A 12,297-nucleotide genomic window follows, 5' to 3' on the forward strand; every position below is an offset into this window, starting at 1 on the left:
GACGATAACTATTACGTAGGTTCTCTAGGCCACACCCGGCGGTCGCCAGGGCCGGAAGCCGCAGTATCCAAACCACGAGGATTTCGTCATGGCATTATCAGTAAACACCAACATCACCTCCCTGGGTGTCCAGAAGAACCTGAACAAAGCTTCCGACGCTCTGAGCCAGTCGATGAACCGTCTGTCCTCCGGCCTGAAAATCAACAGCGCCAAAGACGACGCTGCCGGCATGCAGATCGCTAACCGTCTGAACAACCAGGTCAAAGGCCTGAACGTTGCCATCGCCAACGCCAACAACGGCGTGTCGATTGCCCAGACCGCTGAAGGCGCGATGCAAGAATCCACCAACACCCTGCAGCGTCTGCGTGAACTCGCCCTGCAAGCGGCCAACGGTGATAAAAGCGACGCTGACCGTGTTTCCCTGCAGCAAGAATTCACCGCTAAAGTGGGCGAGCTGAACCGTATCGCCAGCACCACCACCTTCGGTGGTCGTAACCTGCTGGACGGCTCGTTCAGCAACGTAGCGTTCCAGATCGGCGCCAACGCCAACGAGACTATCTCGTTCGGTATGACCGACATCAGCTCGACTGCGCTGAAAGGTAACTACAAAGAAGCGGCTGTAAATGGGCAAGCGATGGCTGGCCTGAGCGCTACAGCCGTGGGCTCCAATATTGGTGATGTTAAAGCTACTTCAACTGGCACTGCTGCATCTGGTGCGACTCTAGCGACCGACGGTTTCCGGATTAACGGTGTAGAGATATCTCTGGCCGCCGCTGGCGCTGGCAAGCCTGCCGCTGATGCCGCAGTGACCGCGATCAACGCTAAAACCGCAGCTACGGGTGTAACTGCCTCTACCGATGCTGACGGTTTGCTCACACTTTCGTCGAAAGGTGATATTAAGCTTGAAGCCTCGGCTATCACTACACCTGCGGCACCTACCGATGGTCTTGCAAGTCTTAAGCTGGCTGTGGGTACCAAGACTGCTGCGGCGTTCGGTGAAGCCTCAGATATGGGGGCCAAGGGTGGTATCAGCGTAAATGGTACTGCTGTTGATTGGGTTGCCACTGATAAACTGTCGGTTGTATTGGGTAAGATCGCAGCTCAAGCAGGTGCTGGCGCTACTGCTAAAATGGAAGACGGTCGCATCAGTGTTAAATCGGGTGAAGGGAAAGATATTAAACTTTCCAATACTGTAAGCGGTTCGCTGTCGCAGTTGGGCTTGTCGGCAGGTACGTCTCAGGCGAAGCTGAAAGATGATACCTCCATCGACGTGAACGGCGTTGAAGTCAAGTTCAAGAAGGGCGACACCGCTGACGCGATCGTTTCCTCGATCAACAGCGCCAGCACCGGTGTTCAAGCCAGCAAAAATGCTGACGGCACCTTGAATCTGTTCGCTGACAAAGACATCACTATCAAAGACGGCAGCGCCGGTACTGGCCTGGCTGCTTTGGGTCTGACTACCGTTGCTAACAACGGCACCAAAACCGCCGTCACCATGGAAACCAGCGTTTCCGACTTGAGCATTCTGACTGCCGCTTCTTCGCAGCAGGCTGTTCAAGCTCTGGACGACGCCATGCAGCAGATCGACAGCCAGCGTTCGCAGCTGGGTGCCGTACAAAACCGCTTCGCCAGCACCGTGGCCAACCTGCAGAGCATTTCGCAGAACTCCTCCGCTGCCAAAGGCCGCGTAGAAGACGCTGACTTCGCTTCTGAAGCCGCTGAGCTGACCAAGCAACAAACCCTGCAACAGGCTTCCACTGCGATCCTGTCCCAGGCCAACCAACTGCCATCGTCTGTTCTGAAGCTGCTTCAGTAATAGCGCTAGCGGTTAAATAACGGGAGGGTGCGTTTAACAACGTGCCCTTCCGTTTTCTCAGTTTGGAGGTGGTGACATGGACATGAGCATCAAGCTGACCTCGTCTTACCCCGCAGCCACGGCCCCGGCCAACCTTGGCGCAGTGGTGACCCAGGCCAAGCCTGTGGCCAGCAATGAGCCGATCAAAAGTGAAGAGCCTCAGCGCGTTGCGCTGGAAAAGGCTGTGACCGATATGCGTGAGTTTGTGCAGGCTTCACAGCGCAACCTGGATTTTTCCATCGATGACTCTACCGGCAAGGTAGTGGTCAAGGTGATCGCCACTGACAGTGGTGAAGTGATTCGACAGATTCCATCGGAGACCGCGCTGAAATTGGCGCAGAACCTGAGCGATGCCGGCAGCCTGTTGTTTGATAGCAAGGCTTGAGTTGGCACGAAACATGTTTCTGATTGCGGTCTAGGCGTATAAGCGCCAAAAAACGGCCGCTGCAGGACAAGGAGAATGGCAAATGGCTAGTTCAACGATTTCCGGCCCAGGTTCGGGCTACGACACCCAAGCAATCGTCAAGGCGCTGGTCGGTGCCGAGCAGGCGCCCAAGCAGGCTCAGATCACCAACGAGCAGAAGAAAGCCACCGTGCAGTTGTCTGCCGTGGGCTCGGTCAAGACGGCGTTGGAAGCCTACCAGGCGGCGATCACCAAGTTGAACAATGCCTCGGCCTTCAACGGGCTGGCGGCGTCTTCTTCGGAAGAAAAAAACGCCAAGGTTACCTTGGGTGACGGCGCATCCAGCGGCAAGTACGTATTGAAGGTCACTAACCTGGCGACGGCTTCGAAAGTCACCACGGCGGTGAATGTCGATGGCGCATCAGGCAAGGCCAACAGCACGGACGAAGACCAGACGCTGACCATCAACCAGTCGGGCAAGAGCTACGACGTGATCATTCCCGGTGGCGCGACGTTGCAGCAGGTGCGCGAATCCATCAACACCCAGCTCTCGTCCCAGGGCATCAGTGCTAACGTGCTGAGCGACTCCAATGGCGCGCGGCTGGTACTGACTTCGACCACCATGGGCGAGGGCACCGACATCACCCTCAGCGGTGATTCGCAGCTGGCTACCGGGTACGACAAAGGCAAGCCGCCGACCAACGCCAAATACTCCATTGATGACATTGAAATGTCATCCAATAGCAACAAGATCACCTCCGCGATCAGCGGCGTGACCTTGGACTTGCTGGACACGGTAGACATCACCAAACCGACCACCATCACCGTGGCCAGCAACACCGACACCTTAAAAACCTCGGTGCAGTCCTTCGTCAGTGCGTACAACACGCTAATGACGGCGATTAACACCCAAACCAAGGTCACCGCCACCGGTGATGCCTCCACCACCACCGCAGGTGCGTTGACCGGCGATGCGTCGATGCGTCAATTGGTGAACAGCCTGCGTTCCGAGTTGGTCAACGGCTCCGGCGCGGGCACGATGACCAGCCTGGCGCAGATGGGCATCACCACCGACCAGAAAACCGGCCTGCTGAGCCTGGATGACAAAACCTGGGACAAGGCCGTGGTCAAGGGCGCTGGTGATATCGCCAAGCTGTTCACCGGCGACTCGGGCTTGATCACCCGCATGAACAAGGCGACCAGCAGCTACGTCGGCACCACCGGCACCCTGGCGACCCGGGCCACCGATCTCAATAACAAGTTGACCGACTTGAACAAAGAGACCGACGACCTGACGCGGCGCATGGATGCCTTGCAGAAGTCCCTGACCGCCAAGTACACGGCGATGGACACCATGATCGCGCAGATCAACGCCAGCAGCTCCAGCATCCTGACCACCCTCAACTCGCTGAACAATCCTAAGTCGAACTGATGAGCGGTGCGCGCCAGAGCCCTGTCCAGGGGCTCTCGCGCAGGGTGCTGGATTAAAGTTTTTATCGCTGTGGTCGAAAAACTGGTTAAGCAAACCTATTCGATTGTCGCCAGTAACGAGGTAGCAACATGAACCCGATGAGAGCCCTTCGCCAGTACCAGAAGGTCAATGCCCACGCTCAGGTCTCTGAAGCCAGCCCGCACCGCCTGGTGCAGATGCTGATGGAAGGTGGCCTGGACCGCATGGCGCAGGCCAAGGGTGCGTTGAGTCGCGGGGACATCGCGCAAAAAGGCCTGATGCTGGGCAAGGCGATCGAAATCATTTCGGGCCTGCGCGATGGCCTGGAGCCGGAGAAAGCCGAAGATCCAGCCGCGATCCAGCGTCTGGATGCCTTGTATAACTACATGGGCAATCGCCTGGTCGAGGCCAACCGAGTCAATGATGTCGAGATGATCGACGAAGTCGCCCGTCTGCTGATCACCGTCAAGACCGGCTGGGATGCCATCGCTCCACAATAAGGCCGATTGCCTTGAGGTACACATCATGAGCCACGCACTGCAACGCATCGACGAAACCCGCGAAGCCCTGATCGGCGCGCTGGCTGAGCGCAACTGGGAAGCTGTCGGCGAGTTGGACCTGGGGTGCCGGGCGGTGATTGATGAGGTGCTCAGCGAGGCGCCGGTAGATGAGGATGCATTGCGCGAAAAGCTGGAAAGCCTGCTGGTGGTGTATCGGCAGTTGCTGGAGGTGACGACCGGCGAGCGCCAGGCGATTTTCGAAGAGATGTCGCAGATCAACCAAGCGAAAAATGCGTCAAAGGTTTACCATCTGTTCGGTTGAACGGGCGCAGTTAATCCGAACGGCGCGTCATATATTTGACTGTGCCAACATTTTTGACTTAACTAGTGCTGTTTTCAGATTTCAGACGTCTAGAAGGTAAGAAATCTTACAGACGTCTAGATTGCCCTCATTCCGGGGCAGGAAGTTTTACTAGGGAAGTTGCTATTGCATGTGGCGTGAAACCAAAATTCTGCTGATCGATGACGATAGCGTCCGCCGCCGCGATTTAGCGGTGATTTTAAATTTTCTCGGTGAAGAAAATTTACCCTGCGGCAGCCACGATTGGCAGCAGGCGGTCAGCTCGTTGTCGTCGAGCCGTGAAGTCATTTGCGTATTGATCGGGACGGTAAACGCTCCTGGCGCAGTTCTGGGCCTGTTAAAGACACTGTCTACCTGGGATGAGTTCCTTCCGGTGTTGCTAATGGGCGATATTTCTTCCGTGGACCTGCCGGAAGACCAGCGCCGCCGCGTGCTGTCCAACCTGGAAATGCCGCCCAGCTACAGCAAATTGCTCGATTCCCTGCACCGCGCCCAGGTCTATCGCGAGATGTACGACCAGGCCCGCGAGCGCGGCCGTCATCGTGAGCCCAACCTGTTTCGCAGCCTCGTCGGCACCAGCCGTGCCATCCAGCACGTACGCCAGATGATGCAGCAAGTGGCCGACACCGACGCCAGCGTGCTGATCCTCGGCGAGTCGGGCACCGGCAAGGAAGTGGTCGCGCGTAACCTGCACTATCACTCCAAGCGCCGCGACGGGCCCTTCGTACCGGTCAACTGCGGGGCGATCCCGGCAGAGCTGCTGGAAAGCGAATTGTTCGGCCACGAGAAGGGCGCCTTTACCGGGGCGATCACCAGCCGTGCCGGGCGCTTTGAGCTGGCCAATGGCGGCACCCTGTTCCTCGACGAAATCGGCGACATGCCGTTGCCGATGCAGGTCAAGTTGCTGCGCGTGTTGCAAGAGCGCACCTTCGAGCGCGTGGGCAGCAACAAGACCCAGAGCGTGGACGTGCGCATCATTGCCGCCACCCACAAGAACCTCGAAAGCATGATCGAGGTCGGCAGCTTCCGCGAAGACCTGTACTACCGTCTCAACGTATTCCCTATCGAGATGGCCCCGCTGCGTGAGCGCGTGGAAGACATCCCGTTGCTGATGAACGAACTGATCTCGCGCATGGAGCACGAAAAGCGCGGCTCCATTCGCTTCAACTCCGCGGCAATCATGTCCCTGTGCCGCCACGGCTGGCCGGGCAACGTCCGCGAGCTGGCCAACCTGGTGGAGCGCATGGCGATCATGCACCCGTACGGGGTGATCGGCGTGGTCGAGTTGCCGAAGAAATTCCGTTACGTCGACGACGAAGACGAGCAGATGGACAGCCTGCGCAGTGACATGGAAGAGCGCGTGGCGATCAACGGTCATACCCCGGACTTCGGCGCCACCGCGATGTTGCCGCCCGAAGGCCTTGATCTGAAGGACTACCTCGGCAGCCTGGAACAAGGGTTGATCCAGCAGGCCCTGGACGATGCCCATGGCATCGTGGCCCGCGCCGCCGAGCGCCTGCGCATCCGTCGCACCACCCTGGTGGAGAAGATGCGCAAGTACGGTATGAGCCGCAAAGAAGGTGATGAACAGGCGGATGATTGACGCCTGTTTTTCAACTACCTGATTTATAGGTAGATTTTTTTCGGCACGGGTATTGCTACAACCCTCGCAACGTTCCGTTTAACTGACGGTCAGCCAAGCGAGAGAGCATCATGCCCCACGCCGCCCAACTATCTTCGGCCCCTGCCATCCAGGGGCTGGTTTCGCCTGTAGAACCGCCGACCCGCCAGGGCCTGGAGCACGCGTTCTCGCAGTTCAACCAGATGTCGAGCCAGCTGACCGACTCCTACAGCCTGCTTGAGGCGCGGGTTTCCGAGCTTAAAGGCGAACTGGCGGTGGTCAGCGCCCAGCGCATGCAAGAGCTGGCCGAGAAAGAACGCCTGGCCAACCGCCTGCAAAACCTGCTGGACCTGTTACCCGGTGGCGTAATCGTTATCGACGACCAGGGCCGTGTGCGCGAAGCCAACCCGGCAGCCTGCGACCTGCTCGGCCTGCCGCTGGAAGGCGAGCTGTGGCGTGAAGTCATCACCCGCTGTTTTGCCCCCCGTGAAGACGACGGCCACGAAGTCTCCCTCAAGGACGGGCGCCGGCTGTCCATCGCGACCCGTTCCTTGGACGCTGAGCCTGGCCAGCTTGTGCTGCTCAATGACCTGACAGAAACCCGGCACCTGCAAGATCAACTGGCCCGCCATGAGCGGCTGTCGTCCCTGGGGCGGATGGTCGCTTCCTTGGCCCATCAGATTCGTACGCCATTGTCGGCGGCATTGATCTACGCCAGTCATTTGACTGACGAGCAATTACCGGCGGCCACCCACCAACGCTTTGCCGGACGCCTCAAGGAGCGCTTGCATGAGTTGGAGCACCAAGTGCGCGACATGCTGGTGTTTGCCCGCGGCGAACTGCCGCTGACCGATCGCGTTACCCCTGCCGGCTTGATGCAGTCCCTGCAAGCGGCAGCGGCGACTCATGTGCAGGAGGCCAATCTGCGCTGGCAGTGCGACAGCCACCAGGGCGAATTGCTGTGCAACCGCGACACCCTGGTGGGCGCGCTGCTCAACCTGATCGAAAACGCCACCCAGGCCAGTGGCCCCGGTGCGCGCCTTAAAGTGCACCTGTACACCCGCGAGCAAACTCTGCGCCTGTGCGTCAGCGACAGCGGCAGCGGTATCGCCCCGCAAGTGCTGCAACGCCTGGGCGAACCCTTTTTTACCACCAAGACCAACGGCACTGGCCTGGGCCTGACCGTGGTCAAGGCAGTGGCCCGTGCCCATCAGGGACAATTGCAGCTGCGTTCCCGCCTGGGGCGTGGCACCTGTGCATTGATGACCTTGCCGCTGTTTTCCAGCGCGGCAAGCGCGGAGTAAGAGGATGATGGCTATCAAGGTTTTATTGGTGGAAGACGATCGCGCCCTGCGTGAAGCATTGGCAGACACGCTGCTGTTGGCGGGCCATGACTACCGTGCGGTCGGCTCTGCCGAGGAGGCCTTGGAGGCGGTCGAGCAGGAAACCTTCAGCCTGGTGGTCAGCGACGTCAATATGCCCGGCATGGACGGCCACCAGTTGCTCGGCGTGCTGCGCGTGCGCCAGCCGCAACTGCCAGTGCTGCTGATGACCGCCCATGGCGCGGTGGAGCGGGCGGTGGATGCCATGCGTCAAGGCGCGGCGGATTACCTGGTCAAGCCGTTCGAACCCAAGGCGTTGATCGAGCTGGTGGCCCGGCATGCCCTGGGCGTGATGCCCGCAGCCGACGGCGATGGCCCGATTGCCTTTGAGCCGGCCAGCGCGCAATTGCTGGAACTGGCAGCGCGGGTAGCGCGCAGTGATTCCACTGTGCTGATTTCCGGCGAGTCCGGCACCGGTAAAGAAGTGCTGGCGCGGTATATCCACCAGCAATCGGGCCGTGCCAAGCAGCCGTTCATTGCGATCAACTGCGCGGCGATCCCCGACAACATGCTCGAAGCCACCTTGTTCGGCCATGAAAAGGGCTCGTTCACCGGCGCCATCGCGGCCCAGGCCGGCAAGTTCGAACAGGCCGACGGCGGCACCATCCTGCTCGACGAAATCTCGGAAATGCCCCTGGGCCTGCAAGCCAAGTTGCTGCGCGTACTGCAGGAGCGGGAAGTGGAGCGCGTGGGCGCACGCAAGCCGATCCAGCTGGATATCCGCGTGGTCGCCACCACCAACCGCGACCTGGCGGGCGAAGTGGCGGCGGGGCGCTTTCGTGAAGACCTGTTCTACCGGCTGTCGGTGTTCCCCCTGGCCTGGCGCCCACTGCGCGAGCGCCCGGCGGATATCATCCCCTTGGCCGAGCGCCTGCTGAACAACCACGTCAAAAAAATGAAGCATGCCCAGGCGCGCTTATCGCCCGAGGCCCAGGCCTGCCTGGTCAGTTACCCATGGCCGGGCAACGTGCGCGAGCTGGACAACGCGATACAGCGTGCGTTGATTTTGCAGCAGGGCGGTTTGATCCAGCCGCAAGACTTTTGCCTGGCCATGGGCAATGGGGCTGCGCCGCTGCCGAGCCTGGCCCCGGCTCCCGTGGTCGCCGAGGCGGAATCGGCCGGCGCCCTGGGCGATGACCTGCGCCGCCGCGAATTCCAGATGATCATCGACACCCTGCGCGCCGAACGCGGCCGCCGCAAAGAAGCGGCCGAGCGCCTGGGCATCAGCCCGCGCACCTTGCGCTACAAGCTGGCGCAGATGCGCGACGCCGGGATGGACGTGGAAGCCTATCTTTTCGCCACCTGACCTCGCGCCAATCCCGTGTGTAGGAGCGAGCTTGCTCGCGAAGAACCCATAGGCGCCGCGGGCATCCTGGAAGCACGCGTTATCGTTGACGTTTTTCGCGAGCAAGCTCGCTCCTACAGAAAAACGTGCGGTAAGAAGGGCCAAAAAATCTGCGGTAACAAGTTTGACAAGCTTTGTCGCCTTTTCTTACGAGTTGCTCCAGAGCTGGCACCCTTGTTGCTACCACCCCTGGTAACCGCTGCGTAGTGTCAAAAAATTGCAGGTCGTCGGAGAGAGAAGGTCATGAGCCAGGGTATTGAGTTCAATCGGTTGATGTTGGATATGCGCGCCATGCAAATGGATGCCATGGCTCAACCGAAATCCGTCGCGCCAGCGCCGGAATTGGGCCAAAGCAATTTTGCCGACATGCTCGGTCAGGCAATCAATAAAGTCAGTGATACCCAGCAGGCGTCCAGCCAGTTGGCGACGGCTTTCGAGATCGGTAAAAGCGGCGTGGACCTCACCGATGTGATGGTCGCCTCGCAAAAGGCCAGCGTGTCCTTCCAGGCCTTGACCCAAGTGCGTAACAAGCTGGTTCAGGCGTATCAAGACATCATGCAGATGCCGGTTTAAGGACGAGATTTAAGTCATGGCTGAAGCACTCTCCGACAACCTCCCCGCCAAGGCCGACGGCAAACCGCCGTTGTTTGGCCTGTCGTTCCTGGAAAACCTCTCGGAAATGACCATGCTGCGTCAGGTGGGTCTGATGGTGGGCCTGGCAGCCAGCGTGGCGATTGGTTTTGCCGTGGTGCTGTGGTCGCAGCAACCCGATTACCGCCCCCTGTACGGCAGCCTGTCGGGCATGGATTCCAAGCAGATCATGGAAACCCTCGCCGCCGCCGACATCGCCTACACCGTGGAGCCCAACTCCGGCGCCTTGCTGGTCAAGGCCGATGACGTGGCCCGCGCACGGATGAAACTGGCCGCTGCTGGCGTGGCGCCGTCCGACAGCAATATCGGTTTTGAAATCCTCGACAAAGACCAGGGCCTGGGCACCAGCCAGTTCATGGAAGCCACCCGCTACCGTCGTGGCCTGGAAGGCGAACTGGCGCGCACCATCTCCAGCCTGAATAACGTCAAGGCTGCCCGTGTGCACCTGGCGATTCCGAAAAGCTCGGTGTTCGTGCGTGACGAACGCAAGCCCAGCGCCTCGGTGTTGGTCGAACTGTTTGCCGGCCGCTCCCTGGAGCCTGGCCAGGTACTGGCGATCGTCAACCTGGTGGCAACCAGTGTTCCCGAATTGAGCAAGTCGCAAATCACCGTGGTGGACCAGAAGGGCAACCTGCTGTCCGACATGGCCGAAAACTCTGCGCTGACCCAGGCCGGCAAGCAGTTCGACTACAGCCGCCGCATGGAGAGCATGCTCACCCAGCGCGTGCATAACATTCTGCAGCCGGTATTGGGCAACGACCGCTACAAGGCTGAAGTGTCGGCCGACGTGGATTTCAGCGCCGTCGAATCCACCTCCGAGCAGTTCAACCCCGACCAACCGGCCCTGCGCAGCGAGCAGTCCACCAGCGAACAACGCACCGCCAGCAATGGCCCCCAAGGTGTGCCGGGCGCCCTGAGCAACCAGCCGCCTGCGCCGGCCTCGGCACCGCAGACCACCGGTGGCGCCGCCGCTACCGCTGGTGCGATCCAGCCTGGCCAGCCGCTGCTGGACGCCAACGGCCAGCAGATCATGGACCCGGCCACCGGCCAGCCGATGCTTGCGCCGTACCCTGCGGACAAGCGTAACCAGTCCACCAAGAACTTCGAGCTCGACCGTTCCATCAGCCACACCAAGCAGCAACAGGGCAAGATCAATCGCCTGTCGGTGTCGGTGGTGGTCGATGACCAAGTCAAGGTCAACCCAGCAGACGGCGCGGTGACCCGTGCGCCGTGGACGGCTGACGAGCTGGCGCGTTTCACCCGCCTGGTGCAGGACGCCGTTGGCTTCGATGCCAGTCGTGGTGACAGCGTCAGCGTGATCAACATGCCGTTCTCCGCCGAGCGCGGTGAAGTCATCGCTGACCCTGCGTTCTACACCCAGCCGTGGTTCTGGGACATCGTCAAGCAAGTGCTCGGGGTGTTGTTCATCCTGGTGCTGGTGTTTGGCGTATTGCGCCCGGTGCTCAACAACATCACCGGCGGCAGCAAGAAGCAACTGGCACTGGCCGGTGGCGACGTCGAGTTGGGTGGCATGGGCGGCCTGGACGGCGAACTGGCCAACGACCGCGTCAGCCTCGGCGGCCCGCAAAGCATTCTGTTGCCAAGCCCGAGCGAAGGCTATGACGCTCAGTTGAACGCAATCAAGAGTCTGGTGGCAGAAGACCCGGGCCGTGTGGCTCAGGTCGTGAAAGAGTGGATTAACGCAGATGAATGATCGAGCCGCTGTGGCCAAGCTGTCCCGGGTCGACAAAGCCGCCGTGCTGCTGCTGTCCCTGGGTGAAACCGACGCTGCCCAAGTGCTGCGCCACATGGGCCCTAAAGAGGTCCAGCGAGTGGGCGTGGCCATGGCGCAGATGCGCAATGTGCACCGCGAGCAAGTCGAGCAGGTGATGAGTGAGTTCGTCGAGATCGTCGGCGACCAGACCAGCCTGGGCGTCGGCTCCGACAGCTACATTCGCAAGATGCTCACCTCGGCCCTGGGCGAAGACAAGGCCAACGGCCTGATCGACCGCATCCTGCTAGGTGGCAACACCAGCGGCCTGGACAGCCTCAAGTGGATGGAACCGCGCGCAGTGGCCGACGTGATCCGCTACGAGCACCCGCAGATCCAGGCGATCGTGGTGGCCTACCTCGACCCGGACCAGGCCGGTGAAGTGCTCGGCCACTTCGACCATAAAGTGCGCCTGGACATCATCCTGCGCGTGTCGTCGCTCAACACCGTGCAGCCGGCGGCGCTCAAAGAACTCAACACCATTCTGGAGAAGCAGTTCTCCGGCAATTCCAACGCCTCGCGCACCACCCTGGGTGGCATCAAGCGCGCGGCCGACATCATGAACTTCCTCGACAGCTCGGTGGAAGGCCAGTTGATGGACTCGATCCGCGAGATCGACGACACCCTGTCCGGCCAGATCGAAGACCTGATGTTCGTGTTCAACAACCTGGCCGATGTCGACGACCGTGGCATCCAGGCGCTGCTGCGCGAAGTGTCCTCGGACGTGCTGGTGCTGGCGCTCAAGGGCTCGGACGAAAACGTCAAAGAAAAGATTTTCAAGAACATGTCCAAGCGCGCCTCGGAGCTGTTGCGCGACGACCTGGAAGCCAAGGGCCCGGTACGCGTCAGCGACGTGGAAACCGCCCAGAAGGAAATCCTCACCATTGCCCGCCGTATGGCCGAAGCCGGAGAAATCGTTCTCGGCGGGAAGGGCGGCGAAGAAATGATCTAAGGCGCC

11 protein-coding genes are annotated in these 12,297 nt (G+C 60.3%); all 11 read left to right on the forward strand.

Annotated features, from left to right (window positions below; translation table 11 throughout):
• The first annotated feature begins 88 nt into the window (after nt 1-88).
• The 11 genes from PSH76_RS06980 (at nt 89) to fliG (ending at nt 12,291) form a co-directional block, all read left to right on the forward strand.
• Nucleotides 89-1,816: a flagellin gene (locus tag PSH76_RS06980; RefSeq protein ID WP_305493796.1), complete on the forward strand. Its 1,728-nt coding sequence runs from the start codon at nt 89-91 to the stop codon at nt 1,814-1,816.
• Nucleotides 1,817-1,892: 76 nt separating this feature from the next.
• Complete coding sequence (locus PSH76_RS06985) at nt 1,893-2,240, forward strand: flagellar protein FlaG (RefSeq protein WP_014719357.1); 348 nt, start codon at nt 1,893-1,895, stop codon at nt 2,238-2,240.
• A gap of 82 nt (nt 2,241-2,322) precedes the next feature.
• Nucleotides 2,323-3,690 carry a flagellar filament capping protein FliD gene (gene fliD, locus PSH76_RS06990; protein WP_305493797.1) on the forward strand — a complete coding sequence of 456 codons (1,368 nt, stop codon included), beginning with the start codon at nt 2,323-2,325 and terminating at the stop codon, nt 3,688-3,690.
• A 128-nt stretch (nt 3,691-3,818) separates the two neighbouring features.
• Nucleotides 3,819-4,208: a flagellar export chaperone FliS gene (fliS, locus tag PSH76_RS06995; RefSeq protein ID WP_014719355.1), complete on the forward strand. Its 390-nt coding sequence runs from the start codon at nt 3,819-3,821 to the stop codon at nt 4,206-4,208.
• A 25-nt stretch (nt 4,209-4,233) separates the two neighbouring features.
• Nucleotides 4,234-4,530: a hypothetical protein gene (locus PSH76_RS07000; RefSeq protein ID WP_003192968.1), complete on the forward strand. Its 297-nt coding sequence runs from the start codon at nt 4,234-4,236 to the stop codon at nt 4,528-4,530.
• A gap of 169 nt (nt 4,531-4,699) precedes the next feature.
• Complete coding sequence (locus PSH76_RS07005) at nt 4,700-6,172, forward strand: sigma-54 dependent transcriptional regulator (protein WP_032895942.1); 1,473 nt, start codon at nt 4,700-4,702, stop codon at nt 6,170-6,172.
• Between the two features lie 110 nt (nt 6,173-6,282).
• A complete protein-coding gene (locus tag PSH76_RS07010; RefSeq protein WP_032895943.1) occupies nt 6,283-7,494 on the forward strand; it encodes a PAS domain-containing sensor histidine kinase in 1,212 nt (403 codons plus the stop codon).
• Nucleotides 7,495-7,501: 7 nt separating this feature from the next.
• Nucleotides 7,502-8,878 carry a sigma-54 dependent transcriptional regulator gene (locus PSH76_RS07015; protein ID WP_098952638.1) on the forward strand — a complete coding sequence of 459 codons (1,377 nt, stop codon included), beginning with the start codon at nt 7,502-7,504 and terminating at the stop codon, nt 8,876-8,878.
• A gap of 282 nt (nt 8,879-9,160) precedes the next feature.
• Nucleotides 9,161-9,490, forward strand: a complete 330-nt coding sequence (fliE, locus tag PSH76_RS07020) for a flagellar hook-basal body complex protein FliE (RefSeq protein WP_003192959.1) — start codon at nt 9,161-9,163, stop codon at nt 9,488-9,490.
• A 16-nt stretch (nt 9,491-9,506) separates the two neighbouring features.
• Nucleotides 9,507-11,282 (forward strand): flagellar basal-body MS-ring/collar protein FliF, encoded by a 1,776-nt coding sequence (fliF, locus tag PSH76_RS07025; RefSeq protein WP_032895944.1) that lies wholly within the window; start codon nt 9,507-9,509, stop codon nt 11,280-11,282.
• Nucleotides 11,275-12,291 (forward strand): flagellar motor switch protein FliG, encoded by a 1,017-nt coding sequence (fliG, locus tag PSH76_RS07030; RefSeq protein ID WP_003192957.1) that lies wholly within the window; start codon nt 11,275-11,277, stop codon nt 12,289-12,291. Before fliF ends, fliG begins: the two co-directional genes overlap by 8 nt.
• The last annotated feature ends 6 nt before the right edge of the window (nt 12,292-12,297 follow it).

Source organism: Pseudomonas sp. FP215 (assembly GCF_030687795.1).
Classification (GTDB): Bacteria; Pseudomonadota; Gammaproteobacteria; order Pseudomonadales; family Pseudomonadaceae; genus Aquipseudomonas; species Aquipseudomonas salmasensis.